General features: G+C 54.1%; 16 protein-coding genes, 2 tRNA genes and 1 pseudogene. 6 read left to right on the forward strand and 13 right to left on the reverse strand.

Going from position 1 to position 15896, the window contains the following annotated elements:
• Positions 1-119: 119 nt before the first annotated feature.
• Positions 120-584, reverse strand: coding sequence for a hypothetical protein (locus VPK24_RS18615; RefSeq protein ID WP_393015620.1), 465 nt, complete (start codon positions 582-584; stop codon positions 120-122).
• A gap of 169 nt (positions 585-753) precedes the next feature.
• Between VPK24_RS18615 and psb28 the strand changes: the two genes are divergently transcribed.
• Positions 754-1095: a photosystem II reaction center protein Psb28 gene (psb28, locus tag VPK24_RS18620; RefSeq protein WP_393015642.1), complete on the forward strand. Its 342-nt coding sequence runs from the start codon at positions 754-756 to the stop codon at positions 1093-1095.
• A 99-nt stretch (positions 1096-1194) separates the two neighbouring features.
• Complete coding sequence (locus tag VPK24_RS18625; protein WP_393015622.1) at positions 1195-1713, forward strand: MogA/MoaB family molybdenum cofactor biosynthesis protein; 519 nt, start codon at positions 1195-1197, stop codon at positions 1711-1713.
• A gap of 254 nt (positions 1714-1967) precedes the next feature.
• Here VPK24_RS18625 and VPK24_RS18630 read toward each other — a convergent pair.
• The 3 genes from VPK24_RS18630 to murA form a co-directional block, all read right to left on the reverse strand.
• Positions 1968-2048: transfer RNA gene (locus VPK24_RS18630), tRNA-Leu, on the reverse strand.
• 14 nt (positions 2049-2062) lie between these two features.
• On the reverse strand, positions 2063-2926 hold the full coding sequence (locus VPK24_RS18635) for a M48 family metallopeptidase (RefSeq protein ID WP_393015624.1): 864 nt from the start codon (positions 2924-2926) through the stop codon (positions 2063-2065).
• 59 nt (positions 2927-2985) lie between these two features.
• Entirely contained in the window at positions 2986-4332 is a 1347-nt protein-coding gene (gene murA / locus VPK24_RS18640) for a UDP-N-acetylglucosamine 1-carboxyvinyltransferase (protein ID WP_393015643.1), read from the reverse strand.
• Between the two features lie 400 nt (positions 4333-4732).
• Here murA and VPK24_RS18645 point away from each other — a divergent pair.
• Both VPK24_RS18645 and VPK24_RS18650 read left to right on the forward strand, forming a co-directional pair.
• Positions 4733-4816: transfer RNA gene (locus VPK24_RS18645), tRNA-Leu, on the forward strand.
• Between the two features lie 14 nt (positions 4817-4830).
• A complete protein-coding gene (locus VPK24_RS18650; RefSeq protein WP_393015626.1) occupies positions 4831-5607 on the forward strand; it encodes a TrmH family RNA methyltransferase in 777 nt (258 codons plus the stop codon).
• A 188-nt stretch (positions 5608-5795) separates the two neighbouring features.
• Here the strand turns inward: VPK24_RS18650 and VPK24_RS18655 are convergent, their stop codons facing one another.
• The 3 genes from VPK24_RS18655 to psbX all read right to left on the reverse strand — a co-directional run bounded on the left by VPK24_RS18655 (position 5796) and on the right by psbX (position 7849).
• The gene (locus VPK24_RS18655) at positions 5796-6365 is read right to left on the reverse strand and encodes a biopolymer transporter Tol (RefSeq protein WP_393015628.1); all 570 of its coding nucleotides are present in this window, start codon (positions 6363-6365) and stop codon (positions 5796-5798) included.
• A gap of 28 nt (positions 6366-6393) precedes the next feature.
• Entirely contained in the window at positions 6394-7590 is a 1197-nt protein-coding gene (locus VPK24_RS18660; RefSeq protein ID WP_393015630.1) for a Ycf66 family protein, read from the reverse strand.
• 136 nt (positions 7591-7726) lie between these two features.
• On the reverse strand, positions 7727-7849 hold the full coding sequence (psbX, locus tag VPK24_RS18665; RefSeq protein ID WP_099533165.1) for a photosystem II reaction center X protein: 123 nt from the start codon (positions 7847-7849) through the stop codon (positions 7727-7729).
• 258 nt (positions 7850-8107) lie between these two features.
• Between psbX and VPK24_RS18670 the strand changes: the two genes are divergently transcribed.
• Positions 8108-8395 carry a YggT family protein gene (locus VPK24_RS18670; RefSeq protein ID WP_099533166.1) on the forward strand — a complete coding sequence of 96 codons (288 nt, stop codon included), beginning with the start codon at positions 8108-8110 and terminating at the stop codon, positions 8393-8395.
• Between the two features lie 51 nt (positions 8396-8446).
• Here VPK24_RS18670 and VPK24_RS18675 read toward each other — a convergent pair whose 3' ends face one another.
• From VPK24_RS18675 to VPK24_RS18695, 5 genes are all read right to left on the reverse strand, one after another.
• On the reverse strand, positions 8447-10147 hold the full coding sequence (locus tag VPK24_RS18675; RefSeq protein WP_347278310.1) for an MBL fold metallo-hydrolase: 1701 nt from the start codon (positions 10145-10147) through the stop codon (positions 8447-8449).
• A gap of 50 nt (positions 10148-10197) precedes the next feature.
• Complete coding sequence (locus VPK24_RS18680) at positions 10198-10320, reverse strand: hypothetical protein (protein ID WP_099533167.1); 123 nt, start codon at positions 10318-10320, stop codon at positions 10198-10200.
• Between the two features lie 333 nt (positions 10321-10653).
• Complete coding sequence (locus VPK24_RS18685) at positions 10654-11547, reverse strand: PD-(D/E)XK nuclease family protein (protein ID WP_393015633.1); 894 nt, start codon at positions 11545-11547, stop codon at positions 10654-10656.
• 27 nt (positions 11548-11574) lie between these two features.
• The gene (locus VPK24_RS18690; protein ID WP_393015635.1) at positions 11575-12168 is read right to left on the reverse strand and encodes a Uma2 family endonuclease; all 594 of its coding nucleotides are present in this window, start codon (positions 12166-12168) and stop codon (positions 11575-11577) included.
• A gap of 99 nt (positions 12169-12267) precedes the next feature.
• Positions 12268-14244 (reverse strand): dynamin family protein, encoded by a 1977-nt coding sequence (locus VPK24_RS18695; protein ID WP_393015637.1) that lies wholly within the window; start codon positions 14242-14244, stop codon positions 12268-12270.
• Positions 14245-14456: 212 nt separating this feature from the next.
• On the opposite strand from VPK24_RS18695, the gene VPK24_RS18700 reads away from it, so the two are divergent.
• A complete protein-coding gene (locus VPK24_RS18700) occupies positions 14457-15758 on the forward strand; it encodes a hypothetical protein (RefSeq protein WP_393015639.1) in 1302 nt (433 codons plus the stop codon).
• 32 nt (positions 15759-15790) lie between these two features.
• Here VPK24_RS18700 and VPK24_RS18705 read toward each other — a convergent pair.
• A pseudogene (locus VPK24_RS18705) lies at positions 15791-15896 on the reverse strand (IS630-like element ISAtsp7 family transposase); the annotation flags it as partial.

A 15896-nucleotide genomic window follows, 5' to 3' on the forward strand; every position in this document is an offset into this window, starting at 1 on the left:
TGACCAGGCGATTATTGGCCGTAGTAAACATTGGCCGCAGCAAAATTACTGGCCATAGCAAAATTAGTGATTGGCCGTAGTAAACATTGGCCGCAGCAAAATCACTGGCCATAACAAAATTACTGACCACGATAGTTGGACAGTCGCGCCAGGGTTGCCAACGACTGGACACCCGGATATTTGCGCCCCCGAATTTCCCAGGTAGGATAGCCCTCGATCCCCGCCTGTGTGCACAGTTGCGGCTGCGGGTTGCGGCCTTGGGGGTCGCACTCAATGTAGCGAATTTGGTTGAACGCCTGACCAAATAATTCCTTTTGACTTTGGCAATGGCCGCACCAGTAGGCTCCATACATTTTTGCGCCAATTTGCCGCAGGTGCTGGGCCAAGCCTCGGGGGGAAACCGCCAATATCCCTTCCCAGGATTGTTCGATCGCCCCTTGAATGGCGGGAGCTGCGGCCTTGGCCGGGTTGGCTGGGGGGGCTGCTTCTGCCAGGGTCGCCACCAGGCCCGCTCCGGCCAAGGTGGCCGCACAGCCCAGTCCAATCCAGACCTGATTTGTTAGCAAGTTGCGGTTGGGTTTCATAACCAGTCCTGTTGTGCTCGTTGGAGTGCGGGTTTGTAGGCGTGGGTTTGTAGGCATTAATGCGCGGCGATCGGCAGCGGTTGCCCATTTGGTGGGGTGGAGGTTTTGTGCGATGATCGAACGACGCTTTTTGGCGGTTCATCACGCTTCAACTACCAGTTTTAACAATATGGCAGTCATTCAATTCATCCGAGGCATTAACGAAGAGGTGGTACCTGATGTTCGCTTGACACGATCGCGTGATGGGAGCAACGGCCGCGCCATCTTTATCTTTGATAACCCTAAAACGTTGGCTGCATCCGCCGATCAAGAAATCACCGGCATGTACCTGATCGACGAAGAGGGTGAGTTGATGACCCGTGATGTGAAAGGCAAGTTTATTAACGGTCAGCCGTCGGGCATTGAAGCCTACTACGTCATGACCTCGGAGAACGATTGGGAACGGTTCATGCGGTTTATGAATCGCTACGCTGAAGCGAACGGCTTGGGCTTCACGAAGGCTGACAGCTAGCGATCGCCCAACTACTCAATTAGCTACTCAATTGCGCCTAGCCACTCAGCGCCCGACCATTCCACCATCCCAGAACCATGCCCGAGGGGGTGATCGCCCATGAGTCAGCCACAGTCCCTGGAGGGGCCCCATCCCGATCGCGAGTCTCTTCAGGTGCGTTGTGCGGTAATCACCGTCAGTGATACGCGCAATTTTGAGACCGATCGCAGTGGGCAACTGATTCGCGATCGCCTGACCTGGGCGGGCCACTCGATCGTGACCTACCAGATTTTGAAGGATGAACCGGCGCTGATTGCAGAAACAGTGTTGCAACTGTGCCAAAACCCGGATATTGATGCCCTGCTGCTGAATGGGGGCACGGGCATTGCGCCTCGGGACACAACCTACGACGCGATCGCCCGGTTGCTCGACAAGACTTTGCCCGGATTTGGTGAACTGCTCCGGCAACTGAGCTTTGCAGAGGTTGGCTCACGGGCCATGGCTTCCCGGGCGATCGCTGGGGTTTGTCAAGGAAAGTTGGTGTTTTCGATGCCCGGATCGAGCAATGCGGTTAGCCTTGCCCTAGATTCTCTGATTCTGCCGGAGCTAGTTCACTTGGTGACTCAGCTTCAGAAATAGCGGATAGAGATTCTGGGTTACAGATCGAAGTTACAGATCAAAAATATGGATCAAAAATATGGATCGAAATGTTGATTTAGGAAGCTTCCTGGGTTGAATCAACCCGAGCTTCATTCGATCTTGCTTAATTCAATCTTAATTAATCACGAATTTGTTAATCACGAATTTGTTGATCAGTTGGGTGATCTGATCAATCGAGCGTTTAATTCGATTGATTTTTAACTTGATTGATTTTTAATTTGATGAATCAAAAGTGGGCAAGGAGAGATTCGAACTCTCATGGATTTCTCCGCCGCATTTTGAGTGCGGTGCGTCTACCGTTCCGCCACTTGCCCGTAGCGCTCTGCAATTATAGCGGATTTTTTGAAAAATGGTGCAACAAATCTCGATATTCTCGGCTGTGGGCCCAACGATCAATTTCACGGGCCCGTAACACGGGAACGGGATGGGTCAAAGTTGCGGTGCGAGCGCGTTTGAGGGCGGCTCCCAGTTGAGATTGGTCGATCGCGTCATAGGCCCGGGCCTGGGCCAGGAATGCTTCGACATTCAACAGGGGTGCAAGATTAGGCGAGCCACCCGCCAATTTCATCAACACCGAAGCCACCACCGTAGGATCTTGCACGGCCAACAGGGCCGCTCGATCGCAGGTGAATTCTGCACAACGAGACCACTCCAGCAGCCGCTCCTGCAAGCCCTGGGCGAACCACCGTCCCCACTCGGGCACTTGTCCCGCCGCCAACACCAGCACGTTAGCCAGGGTCAGATAGAGGCTATGTTCACATTTGAGATGCCCCAGCTCGTGGGCAATCACCGCCTGGGTTTCCAGGGGGGTGAGCAAGTCCAGCAGGGCCGAGTGAATGACCACGAAGGGCCGCCGCCCTCGCATCGCAAAGGTGTAGGCGTTGGGAACCGGGTGTTGGCGCACGTAAAGCTGCGGTGCTTCCAGATCTAGCCGTTGGGCTGCCTCTTGCAACAGGTGGTGCAGGTGGGGCAGTTGGTGGGGCCCCACCAACAGGCTGGCGGCGATGTTTTCGAGATACATCACCTCCTCCGCGATCGGTCCCACCAGATTGCGCACCAGCAGATCCAGACCCGGCCAGCGATCGAGCGCTTGGGTTGCTGCCAAATCGAGGGGATGTCGAAATTGGTTGGCGCGCAGCCCCAACAGCCGCAGGGGCGCTGGGGAGGTGGAATGCTCGGAACCGTCAGCCATTGTGTTGGAAAAGGGAGGATTTGGAGGACGGGCCGCGGGGGCCTGGCTCTGGCTTGAGTTTAGCTCACGGCTGCGGGCACTGCGCCCTCTGCAAAATCATTCAGGCGCTGGATGTTGGCCCCGATCGAGCGAAGTTTGTTCTCAATGTTTTCATAGCCCCGATCGAGGTGATGCAGGCCGCGGATGGTGGTTTTGCCCCGGGCCGCCAAGCCCGCCACCACCAGGGCTGCCCCCGCCCGCAAATCCGAAGCGGTGACCGGCGCACCGGACAAGAACGGCACTCCCTTGACGATCGCCACCCGGTCTTTGACCCGAATGTTGGCCCCCATGCGATTCAGCTCTGCCACATGGCGCAGACGGTTTTCAAACACCGTTTCGGTAATGGTGCTGCTGCCTTCGCAGAGGGTGAGCAGGGCCATGAATTGGGCTTGCATATCCGTGGGAAAACCGGGGAACGGCAGGGTTTCCAAATCCGTTGCAAACAGACCTTGGCCGGGAAAAACGCGAATACTGGTTCCCTCGATCGCCGTTTGCACCCCGATCGCCTCTAGCTTGGCCAAAGTGGCGCTCATGTGGTCGGGAATCACTGGCCCCACCAACAGGTCTGAGCGTGTGGCCGCTGCCGCCACCAAAAACGTTCCTGCTTCGATTCGATCGGGAATGACGGAATGTTCGGTGGAATGGAGCTTTTCCACGCCCTCAATCACCACCGTGTCCGTTCCTGCACCGCGAACCTTCGCCCCCATCGCGTTGCAGAAATTCGCCAAATCAATAATTTCCGGCTCCCGCGCCGCATTTTCCAGAATGGTTTCCCCTTCCGCGAGGGTGGCCGCCATCATCAAGGTTTCCGTGGCTCCCACGCTGGGATAGTCCAGATAAATGCGGGCCCCCGTGAGGCGCGACTTACCGCGAATGCTGGCGAATACAATCCCGCTGTCAATATGCACATCGGCCCCCATGGCCTGGAGACCCCGTACATGGAGTTCCACGGGCCGCGCCCCGATCGCGCAGCCGCCGGGCAGGGGGAACCGGGCCTCGCCCATCCGGGCCAACAGGGCCCCAATGGCAAAGAAGCTAGCCCGCAGTTGGCTCACCAACTCATAGGGAGCTTCGGCGCGGTTGATGTGGCGTGCGTCAATTTCCCATGTGTCGCCCAGGCAGCGGGTTTTCAGCCCCAGCGCTTCCAACACCTGACCCATCCGCGCCACATCCACCAGCAAGGGCACGTTACGGATTCGGCATTCTCCGGAGCACAGTACCGTGGCCGCCAACAGTACGAGGGCGGAGTTTTTGGCTCCACTGACTGAGACATGGCCGCTGAGTGGCTGACCACCCAAGATTTCTAGGATGGGTTCATCCGCTTCGCGGGAAGCAGAGAGGGGGGAAGTGCTAGACGGGGAAACTATGGCCGTGGTCCTCCAAAAACGCGCGCCAAGCTGAAATGTTGCGAGAATGCAAATTTCGTTTAGATTCTACACAACTCAACTTCCCTGGCAATGTTCTCCAGATCCTGAAACCCACGTATGGGGGGCGATCGGTCAATTCCGGTTTCGGCGCTTTCCCAGCAAGCTGAACCCCAGCCAGCGCGATCGGGCGGGGTGAGTCTAATGAATTGTCAATTCCCTTCGGAGGGGGGGATAACTAGCGCCTGAGTGGGTGCTTGAACGGGAGCAAACATGATGGGCGATCGCTCGCAATCCGATCTTCGTGGATCCCACTTTTTTAATGCTGCTCAAAAAAATCCAAAAAAAATTTCTAAAAGGGGTTGCGCTCCAGACTGAAAGTGCTAATATTGATTCCGCGCAAGCGGAACTGGCGGAATTGGTAGACGCGCAAGATTCAGGTTCTTGTGTTCGCAAGGACTTCCGGGTTCAAGTCCCGGGTTCCGCATTTTAAACGCCAACATGATTACAAGCGTCAAAAATTCACTGGTTAAGCAGCTTAAAAAGCTTCATCAAGCCAAGGGAAGACGCGAAGAAAATCAATTCTTAATCGAGGGAACTCATCTGTTGCAAGAAGCAATTGCAGTGGGTTATTCCCTCGATTTTGTTTGTTGCACACCCACTTGGCAAGAAAAATATCCAGCGGATTTTGCGCGGGCGGCGGCCCACGCCCCGATCGAGCTGGTGGCCGAGCCAGTGCTCCAAGCGATTGCCACCACGGTGAACCCCGACGGGGTGGTAGCGGTGGCCCAACGTTGCCCGATCGCCCCTCAGCGATCACTCCAGATTGCTTTGGGCTTGGAACGGCTTCAGGATCCCGGGAACCTGGGCACGATCGTGCGGGCGGCGGCGGCGGCCAGTTGTGACCAAATTTGGTTAAGTGACGACAGCGTTGATCTGGATCATCCCAAGGTGTTGCGCTCCACGGCGGGTCAGTGGTTCCGAATGCCGATGCAGGTGGCGGAAGATTTGCGATCGACTGTGCGCGACCTGAAGCAACAGGGTTTCAAGATTGTGGCTACAGTACCCACGGCCGACCTCAGCTATTGGGAGGCGGATTTGCGATCGCCTGTGATGGTGTTGTTGGGCAACGAGGGCGCGGGTCTTTCTCCGGAGCTAATTGCTGAGGCGGATACGGCTGTGCGCATTCCCCTTGCGCCGGGGGTTGAGTCCCTGAATGTGTCGGTGACGGCGGCGCTCCTGTTGTACGAAATTCAACGCCAGCAAACCCGGGCCTAGAAACCCATTTCAGCCCAGAGCTTCACCCAAGCGTTTCTCTCCAAATTTTCAACCAGAATCTTCAACCCAACTCTTCAACCAGGGTCTTCAATCCAAAACTTTAACCAAAATCTTTAACCAAAATCTTTAGCCAGAATCTTTAACCAGAATCTCAGACCCCAGCCTGTAGGGTTGAGAGCTGAGAAGTGCTAGGGTTTCGTGCTGGGTTGGGGTTGTCCTTCTGGCAAATCCAGTTCGATGTTGGTTCCCCGATCGAGCACTTCAATATCCCACTGGCCTCGGGCCCCGCTTTCAAACACAATAAAGCGACCATCGGGACTGATGCGGGGCGATCGCACCCAACCGCGATAGCCCTGGGTGAGCACTTGAACCTGGCCCGTCGCCCGATCGTATAGCTCAACTTCCGGGCGGGCGTAGTCGCTGGCCAGATAAACCAAATAGCGACCGGTTTGGCTGAGGCTGGGTTGCTCGGCGATCGCGTCTCGGCGGTTTAACCGAGGCAGCTCAATGAAGCGGCGCTGCTGCAAGTCAAATAGCAAAATCTGGCGGTTGCCCCCTCGGTTGGAAACAAAGGCCAACATCCGCCCATCGCCGCTGAGACTGGGCTGCTCATCGGCATAGCGGGAATTGAGGGTGAGGGGAACGTTGAGGTTGGCTCCGTTGCCACAAGCAACCAGGAGCGCGGCTGTGCTGAGAACAACCGCGCTCCGGCTTAGGGCCCGTTGACCCAATCTGAGGGACGATCGCAAAACGGACAAGGGCGTTTAGGGGAAGTTTCGCTGGAGGTTAGCGTTCAAACTTAACGGGGCGATCGAAGTCGTCTTCGTAGCGATCGCTGCCATTACCGTCGGAAAAACGGGCTTCCGAGTCACGGCTGCTGCCCAGGGAGCCATCACCTTCCTCGTCCTTGGGACTCAGATCCAGGGGCGGACGACTGCTGGCCTGGTCGGCGTAGCGATCCCAATCTTCTTCGGTGGGTTCCGGGTCGATCGGTTGATAGGACACGTAGCTATCGGCGGGTTCCACCTCTGCGGCATAGCTATCGCTGTAGCTGCTTTTGCGGGCGGGAGGCTCGTCAACATAGTTGGTGCGGCTGACCGGTGGCTCATCGGCCAAGGGAGCCGCGCCAGAACGACGCTTGCGAGTGGGAGCGCGATCCTCGGGGCCGCTGGGTCGATCGCGCCGACTGCGAGGGGATCGATCGGGCTGCTCCCAGCGATCTTCCCCCCAAGATTCCTCCGATCGGGTGGGGTCAACTCGCGTGGAGTCAACTCGCGTGGAGTCAACAGTGGGGCGACGGCTCGATCGGCTCACGGGCGGCTCGCTCCAATCGGCTCCCGTTTCGGGGCGGTTGGGTGGGCGCTGGGCGGGCCGACGCTTGCGAGGAACGCCACCACCATCGGGGCTGGTTCCGGCACTGGGGCCGCCAAAGGAATCGCGGTCATCGCGTGGGGGGCGTTGGGTCGGCGGTCGGCGGCGCGGCGGCGCATCATACCCACCATCGCGACTATCGCGGCTGTCGCGGACTTCACGGCCATCGCGCGATCGGCTGCCATATTCCTCGGCGGCGCGGCTGTCGCGGCTGTCGTCGCTGCCCCGAATCCGGCGATTGTAAGGCTGGCGTTCGATCGGCTCCATGTCATCCAGTTCCGCTCGATACACCCGACTCACGGGCCGATCGTCATCCACCAGGGGCGCAGTGCGCTTGGCCTGCTCCGTGGTCACGTTCCGCAGCCGAATACTTTCGTAAGCGAAAAAGATGGCTGACCCTGCCAACAGGAATTGGCTGAATTGCAGAATCGGATCCAGCCGCCAGCTATTAAAAAACAGAATGCCACCGCACAGCAGACCCACCGCCGCGAAAAAGATGTCGTAATCGCGGGCCAGTCCTGGCTTGTACGATCGAATGAAATAGAGTGCAGCGCCCGCCACCGCGAGGATGATGCCGATGAGGCTGCCCCAGCTAAAGCCAACGTTAACCATCGTCCCTCAAGAACGTTACGGGTTTATTCTAACGACGAACGGCGGCTCCGATGGGGTTACCGGAACCGCCGTCCTTTGCGGGCGATCGCGCCGAGGCTATCCCAACCGCAGGGGTTGAGCGGCACGACAAGCAACCTTAGAAAGTGCGTTTTACCTTGTCATTCTGGCTGATGACGATCAAGCCAACGGTAATCGGCAGCACCACAATTACGGCTCCCAAGAGCAGGCTCCACAGGAAATTCGCCAAAGAAGCAGTCATAGTTATCCTCGGATTGAAAACGCACAATTGGCTCTAGGGTTGTATTTTATCGCCCGATCGACGCTCTGTCGCCCCAACGGAATTGAGAATTTCCCAGAATGATCCGTCAAGCTTTACGATCATCCGTGCTGCGGCTGATATCTCCGAGCGGGGTTGGGTGGCATCTGGGCCGGGCGCTGCCCTCTGAGCCAGATTTTGCGCTAGCCATTCCCCCGAGGCCGATCGCCCGCCCTTCTCAATTTCTACCCCAAGTTCGGCATGAGTACCGTTGTGATTGGATCGTGGGCCCTGAGCCTGCTGTTGGGTCTGTTCATTTTGTTGTTCATTGTCCGAATTGTGCTGACTTGGTATCCCCAGGTGGATGCCCAAAAGTTGCCCTTTAAGTTGGCGGTGGCTCCGACGGAACCCTTTTTGAAGGTGACCCGCGCGATCGTCCCCCCGATCGGCGGTGTGGACATCAGCCCGATCATTTGGGTTGGGTTGGTGAGCTTGTTGCGTGAAGTGCTGCTGGGGCAACAGGGGCTGATCACCATGAGCTTGAACTAACTGAAATGCCGACCCCTAGCCCAGCTCAAACGTTGTTGAGGTGGGCTGTGTTTAGGTAGGCTGTCGATCGCTGTTGCTGGCATAGACCGGACAACAACCATCGGGAGCCACGCGCCGATCGGCCAGGGGAGAGGCGGGATTTCGGCAATGTTGCCCCCGATAAAATTGGCAAGTTTGGCAACAGATCAAGTCCGGTGTGTCGGGCCAGGCGGTGTTGCGATCGAGCACTTCCCGAGGGGACATGCCTCGCAACACCAAATCCGATCCCTGCCAGCGCACTTCCACCAGCCCCGTTTCCGCAAAGGCTTTCCAGCGGGGACTATGGACGATCGCATCAGGCAGATGCACCGTGGCGGCTCCCTCTCCGGTGCTAATTTCCCCTTCATATCGTTCGATCGGGGCGGCCGGTTGGGCAAAGCTTTCCCCGATCGGCAACTCCAAAGCAGCACCCGCACTGGGGCAATGGATTTGGTAGCGGCTGTTGAGTTCATCCAGGGCCGCCAAACCCGACAAATGATCAATGCCCCCATGGACAAACACCACATGCTGAGGGCGCATGTTGTGGATCAGTTGCAGCGTGCCCAAGCCGTCCGAATGTTCCGACAGTTCATAGGTGCTGTAAAGAATTCGATCGCCCTCATGAGGGCTGCGGAGAGGCTCGGCTTCCAACCGGCCACCCGCAGCCGCCTGCACAGACACCAACCAACGTCCCGTCTGACAGAAGCGATCGCACAGTTGGGCCACGGGCAAATCATCATCCACCAACAGCAGGCAGGGGCCTTCCAGGGCCAAATCGGGCCCGTTTTGATCGCTCGACAGCCGCCGCACCAGCGGCCGCACCCGATCATCCCAAAACAGGTTTTGATGGCGGGCAAAATTCTGCACCGACTCCGGCAATCGATCGAGAATTGCCAAATAGGCATCACAGCCGGCCGCCACCTGGCGATCGACCCAAATGGTAAATTCACGCCCCGTGAAGTAGTGGTGGCTGCGCAACAGCATCAACAACTCTTGGCCCAGACCCAACAGCGGCACGGGCAACAGCACTGATCGCCCCTGGGCCAGGGCTTGGCTAACCTGATCCGCGAGGTCATTTTCCTGGCGGCGACGACGCGATCGGCGGGCCACCCCGTAGGATCCCTCCACGATCAACACATCCGGCGCAAGGCCGCGCACCTCCGTGAGGGGCATTCCTTCCACCAACCGGCCATTGGACAGGAAAAAATCCCCGCTGTAAGCCACGCAATATTCGCGCGATCGATTGCTGCGGGATTCGGCCCGGGACTGGTATCGCAACAGGGTGAGGGCCGCTCCCGGCAAATGACCAGCGGGCAACAACTCCACCGTCAAATCATCGGCCAAGGCCACGGGCGATCGCCAAGGAAGGGCCTGGCAAAACAGCGGAATCGACTCCAGAGGGCGATCGAGCCAATTGGTGGGCAACAGTTGGGCCGTTTCGCCGCTGGCAAAAATCGGCAAATGGGGAAACTGCTCATGGAGCTTCAGCAACCCGCGTGCATGGTCGCGGTGGGCATGGCTGCAAACCACCCAATCGGCCGGCATTCGGCCCCAACCCACCATGCCCGATCGCGGTCGGATGGGGTTTGGATGATCCCACGCTTCACCCAGGAGGGGCGACAGGCTCCGCAAGCCACAGTCCAACATGACGCGATGGGTTCCCAATCGCACCACCAGACACATCCCTTCGCCCCCATGGCCCACGGCATAGGGCAAGCACTCTAGCTCGGTCACAGGTTTGGGTTCCTTGATTGATCGGCCGCCACTGGGCCGATCGCCCTTCGTTAGTGAGCCGAACCGTTGCCGTGATAGTTATCCGTGTCGTAAAACCCGTTGCGCGTGCCAAAAAACAGGCAAGCCACCGTGAACAAACCGGTCAATACCGCCAAAATCAATTTCACATCCATGGGACGCAACCACTCACACCAGCTAAAGGAAATAGGGGGGGGAAGCTTGGGGAAATGTTAAATTCCCAAATTTTCCCAAATTTCATTGATGCCCCGGGCCGAAACCAAGGATCCGGCGGCGGGTTTGAGGCTTCGAGCCTTTCTTCTAACGTATCGAGCGGCTCCCGGGCTGTCAAATCGGGACGCAGCCAACGGCCCTGAGCAGATTGGGGCCAGGCACAGATCAGACCCAACTGAGACCCAACTCAGGCCCGATCAGTTGGCAGCAAATTTCAAAAAATTTCAAAAGTTAATTCCAAAAGCTAATCCTAAAATCCAATTCAAAAGCCCAATTCAAATCGGGATTTCCTCGATCGCGTCCCACAGGCGATCGAGCGGTTCCGTCAGCGTCCAGGGCAGAGCCGCCACGGCCGATTCCGCCACCGAGGGCGATCGGCCGCAACGGCTGGCAAAGGAACACGATCGACAGGCGGGGCTGTGGGCCGGCAATTGCGGCAGCGCCTGCTCCCCGTGATAGGCGGAGATCGCCTGATCAATCGCTTGGCCCATCTCCAGCAATTGTGCCTGGGTTGATTGGTGCCAATCGGCGCTGTATGCGAACGTTTCGCAAGCCAACTCCGGCCCGTTGGCAGCGGTCGAAGCGGCCGGCGATCGGACAAACCAATAGCTCATGGCCAGGCGATCGGGCGGTAAATGGCTCGTTTCCGCCAACACAAAAAGATACAAACGGGTTTGCCAGTCCTCTTGCAGTCGATCGCGCGACAGGGGTTGGGCGTGAGTTTTCCAATCAAAAATCTGCGCTTCCGTGGGCCGGGTTGCCAATAGGTCATACACCACAGTGAGCAGGCGATCGCCCATCACCCAAGTGCGGCGATGTTCCGCATCCAGTTCCCAATCGCTGGCTCCCGATTGATCCCACCACTGGCGCAGGCTATCCCAAGTGCGATCGACCGCATGATGGAGCGCTTGGGCTTCCGCATCCTCTTCTGACTGCAAAACCAAGGACATCTTGGCCGCCGATTCAGCCCCCAATTCAGTGAGTTTGGATCCCGTTCCACAATTCTGAATGGATTGTTGCATCAGCCAATGGAATCGACTTCCCCAAACCATTCGTTCCTGTTGGTGGGGATTGGCCGGCAACAGTAAACAATCCAAATAGAGATGCTGAAACTGTCGCGGACAGGTCATCCAAGCATTCAAAACCCCTTGGGACAAATGCTGCATCATGCAAAACAATGTGGCTATCCAAAGCCATTAAAAATCAAGTTCTTGAAATAGTTCAGCGATCGGGAGGCTGAAACCTGGAATGATCGCTTCACCATCGAGGCGATCGGCTGTTTTGAGCAGACGATCGGGTTCTTGGGGCGATCGATAAACTAAAATATAGCGCTGCTGTGGATTAATCACCCACATTAACCTTGTGCCATTAGCGAAATATTCCGTGATTTTCCCGTCAATTTCTTCGACGGTGTTTCCTGGCGACAAGACCTCAACGGCTAAGTCGGGTGCGCCTTCGAGAAAGCCGGTGGGTAGGGTGGTGAGTCCTTGAAGTCGGTTTTTGACAAAAAAGGCTAAATCGGGCGATCGTCTGTTGCCATTTTGCATCTTGAAGCCGGTGCTGGAATCAAAGAGCAATCCCAGTTTTTGGCTCCGAATATAACTCCCCAATAAAATCATTAAGGTGCTACAAATGTGGCCATGTAAAGCACCTGAATTTCCTATATCAATCAGTTGATTATTGACAAGTTCATAGCGGTGGCCGTCGTTGGGCAGGGCCATGAATGCGGCATCTGTCCATGGGGGTGATGAGGTGGACTCGGGGGTGGATCGAGGTTGCGTGAGGGTCATGGCTGGCCTCGGGCGATCGCCTGGATAAGACCGATTATAGCGATCGCCCCTGAGCTACTGAGTCCTAGGGGCGATCGCGTGGCTTAAGGTTGATTAGTATTAGCTGTCGGCTTGATAGGAGAAACTATTCAGCTTTTCTTGCAATTTCAGGAATTTTGCTCTCCGATCTTCTAGCCATGCCAAATTAGCCTGCCACTCTTCCAAGGCTTCTGGTGAGATCTCCTGATTGTTCTCCAACGCTGAATTTAGAGCCAAAATACGGTGTTGAACATTCGCATTGACGCTCGACATCTGTTTGGCGAACACCTCTCGAAGGGCATCTTCTAGCTTTTTAGCCACACTTGGAATCTTTTTTTCAATACTTTTGAAACCTTCCTTAAAAACCTCGTTGCGAATGCCTTCATCAAGCTGCCCTAAAATTCCAAAACCACTGCTGACAAGCCCACCCCCACCTAGAAGGGCAGCAACGGCTGCAACAATCGGCGCGATCGTAATACTAGGAATCAGAATGGCTGCGCCCAAAGCTCCTATTAATATGACTCCTAGGGAGATTGTAGCGCCCCCACCAAACCCCCAGGCTCCCATCTCGTAGTCGATCTTTGACCAGTCAGAATTACGAAAGTCAAAATCTATATTGAAGTTAGAGAACTGAGCTTGTTTTCCTAGTTCTGATAGTCTCTCATCAATAAGCTGAATTGTTTTTTCAGCCTCTTGATTGAGATTGATCAGCATTGGTTCCAAGTGCTTGACGATGAGCGTTGTTTCAAGCCACTTTTTCAAATCTTTAGTGAAACTTGATTCAAGCTGCTTGGCATAACTCTTGATTTTTTCATCACGATCCCAAAGGGGATCATGCTTATCCTTCCAGGTAGTTGATGCTACCTTCAAACGCTTCCTAAGGTCTTTCTTCCATTCTTGAAAAAGCTGTCGATAGCTCTGAATAAACGCATCTCGCTGCTGATTAGCATACTCGTTAAAAACAACCACACGACCACTGATTTCTCCAATTTCTTCCAACATAGAAGCCCTGGTTTGGAGAATTTTGAATATGCGCTCTTGCATATCCCTATTAGCAGATTCAATTTGCTCTAGAGCCAATTCACAAAATTGTTGTGATCGGGCTTGAGCTGAAGTCAGTTGAATCAGTCCTCGTTCATTTGCCAAGAAATTTTCTAGCGCCTTCACGAAGACATTAAAATCATCTGAATATTCGTTAGAGATGTTCTTTTGAGCTGCCTCTAGTGACTTCTCCGCTGAAATGTAATGAATGCGATTTTGATCACCCAGCAAAGGAGATGCGCTACCATGACTCTCCATAAGCAACTCTTGAGCGCGACCTCGAAACCTTTTTCGTTTCTCTTCAGTTTCAAGGAAGTCAATAGCATTAAAAACAACAAACAATGATCGCGCTGGGCGGCTCTCATCTCCAATATTTAAATGCTTTCTCAAATTTGCCAATGTTTGCAGTTCTAACTGAGACAGTACACGAGATGCACCACTGACAAAAATCACAGCATCCACATTCTCAAGAATTTGTTGTGTAATTTTTGTTCTTTCAGGATGCTCGTTCAGTCCAGGTGAGTCAATGATCACACCTCCCTGGCGGCATATTTCTAGATTAGGAGTCTCAAAAATTACTTCCCTAATTATTGGGGATGTTTTCGGTGTTTTATCAAATTTAATTGATGTTTTTGATTTATATTCACTATATGAATGCAAGATCTCTGTTTCACCATTTTCATAGTAGCAAGTGATTCGTTCTGTTTCTGCGTACTGGATTTTAGAAACTGTCCCACTACACGGGAGAATGTCCGTTGGCTGAATGGACTTTCCCAGCAAGGCATTGATCAGCGTTGACTTGCCCGCATTAGATTCACCTGTAACAGATATATAAAATTTGAGATTCTCTAGGTTTTGAGAGATAATCAATAACTCATCCAGTGACACTCCAGAAATAGAATTGCACTGCACAAGTTCCGAAATCAGTGTTCTTATTTGCCTGAGAACATTTAGCAACTGGTCGCGACTGTTTCTGAATGATGTCAGTTCTTGGTACTGCAAGTTGTCATTAGCCATAATTCTAATCTAGGCTTCCTGATACTGTTTGATCGGCACACTAGCGCCGACTGATTTCTTATTGATAGCGCAATTTAGCCACTTTCTTGTTAGAGTATAGCAAAATTTTTCAAATTCTCACTTGACAGAAGTGATTAAAAATACAAAATATTTGACTAAGCATCAAAAAACTTAACCGCCCATTCTGCCTGAGGTTGGTCATTCCAATGGTTATGTCATTCGTGTTTCCAGCGGCGATCCAAGCAGGGCTAGCATCAGGAGCCTATGAAGTCGTTCGTCACTCTGTTACAGGGAATTTCATTGGACTTGCCCGTGATGTCGTCACCAAGAAATTTGTGGGCCACGCTATTGGCGCAGCTACATCAATGGGTGCTGCTTCCTGGCTTGCTCCTGCCCAGCTCGTACTGGGTTTAACTGTCGGAGCCGCCCAAGCAGCCCAAACCCATCGGGGCTTTCAGAAGACCTATCGCGAACTCGACATTATCAAATCAGGCATTGCCAGCTTACAAAGTAGCGTGGGTATCTTGCAGGCCAGCCAAGCCATCTTGGGTGTTGGTGTGGTGGCTGGAGTTGCCCTTTCGGCTGCGAATCTGTGGCAGACCATAAAGCTGAGGCAGGAAGTGCAACAGCTTGGAATGGAGATGAAAGAAGGCTTTCTCAATCTAGAAAATTTGGTTAATACTCAGAGCCAAGAAATTCAAGATCACGTTCAGCGAGTCGCTGAAGATATCAAATTTGAGCAGCACCGTGTTGTGCTGGTGCGGGCCTATGGTCAGTTTTGTGAAGCTAATCGGCTGATCAAAACAGCTTTGGCTTGCGATGATTTGGCAGTTCGCAACAGCACACTTTCTAATGCAGAATTGATGCTCTCAAATGCTTTGGCCGATTATCGAAATCCGCAATTGCTCTCGGATTTGTCGGCAGCCGCTCGCTTGCGTCGCCTCGAATGTTGCTGGGCGATCGAACAAGCGCTGGCCCTGACCTTTCAACTACGCGGACAATATAAGGCCGTGGTTGATCGCCTCTTGCAGTTGCGATCGCACATTGCCCAAGCTGCCATTGATCTGTTGAATATGGCAACCCCTGAAGAAGTTGCTTTCCTAGTGCCTGAATTGATGCGAATCTATAATGCTGACTTGGAAGTCATTCAGTCCTGGATCGATCATGCAGACTGGATTTCCACGCTTTCCCAAGATGAACTATTGGAACTGCCCTCTAATTCAGCACCAGCCCTTGAGTTGGAAAATGAAGCTCAGTCACCCGATCTAGAAGCAGTGCCCGCAGAAGTAGTTTTATATGAATCGTGGACACAAAAAATGCCGCGAGCTGCGATTCAGGATGCGACCATATTGATGTTCAATCCTGATTTACGGCTACCAACAATCGAAGAAATTCAGAAAGCAGCTCAACAGAAGAATTATCATGCTTTGAATGCTGAAAATCTTCAGTCAGTTTCTGATCCCGCATTGGCTAACCTCAAGCAATATTTTCGACAGTTGCCTAGCATCAGTTAGTATCTCAAGTGCTACAGCCCTTGCCGCAATCACTAGGTACAATAACAGCACTTAGTAAACCAGTTTCTCAGGCACTGTAAATCCACTAGTCGGGCTGCTAGTCTCGTTAATTGTTCCAACACCTCTATAGTTTCTGTT

This window comes from Limnothrix redekei LRLZ20PSL1 (genome assembly GCF_043235035.1).
Classification (GTDB): Bacteria; Cyanobacteriota; Cyanobacteriia; order CACIAM-69d; family CACIAM-69d; genus CACIAM-69d.

Bases quoted from the DNA above. Each gene is read 5' to 3' on its own strand.
- VPK24_RS18625 (WP_393015622.1), top strand. From the start codon at position 1,195: ATGAGTCAGCCACAGTCCCTGGAGGGGCCCCATCCCGATCGCGAGTCT.
- psbX (WP_099533165.1), bottom strand. From the start codon at position 7,849: ATGACTGCTTCTTTGGCGAATTTCCTGTGGAGCCTGCTCTTGGGAGCC.
- VPK24_RS18615 (WP_393015620.1), bottom strand. From the start codon at position 584: ATGAAACCCAACCGCAACTTGCTAACAAATCAGGTCTGGATTGGACTG.
- VPK24_RS18685 (WP_393015633.1), bottom strand. From the start codon at position 11,547: ATGATGCAGCATTTGTCCCAAGGGGTTTTGAATGCTTGGATGACCTGT.
- VPK24_RS18690 (WP_393015635.1), bottom strand. From the start codon at position 12,168: ATGACCCTCACGCAACCTCGATCCACCCCCGAGTCCACCTCATCACCC.
- VPK24_RS18680 (WP_099533167.1), bottom strand. From the start codon at position 10,320: ATGGATGTGAAATTGATTTTGGCGGTATTGACCGGTTTGTTCACGGTG.
- psb28 (WP_393015642.1), top strand. From the start codon at position 754: ATGGCAGTCATTCAATTCATCCGAGGCATTAACGAAGAGGTGGTACCT.
- VPK24_RS18695 (WP_393015637.1), bottom strand. From the start codon at position 14,244: ATGGCTAATGACAACTTGCAGTACCAAGAACTGACATCATTCAGAAAC.
- VPK24_RS18700 (WP_393015639.1), top strand. From the start codon at position 14,457: ATGTCATTCGTGTTTCCAGCGGCGATCCAAGCAGGGCTAGCATCAGGA.
- VPK24_RS18635 (WP_393015624.1), bottom strand. From the start codon at position 2,926: ATGGCTGACGGTTCCGAGCATTCCACCTCCCCAGCGCCCCTGCGGCTG.
- VPK24_RS18670 (WP_099533166.1), top strand. From the start codon at position 8,108: ATGAGTACCGTTGTGATTGGATCGTGGGCCCTGAGCCTGCTGTTGGGT.
- VPK24_RS18660 (WP_393015630.1), bottom strand. From the start codon at position 7,590: ATGGTTAACGTTGGCTTTAGCTGGGGCAGCCTCATCGGCATCATCCTC.
- VPK24_RS18650 (WP_393015626.1), top strand. From the start codon at position 4,831: ATGATTACAAGCGTCAAAAATTCACTGGTTAAGCAGCTTAAAAAGCTT.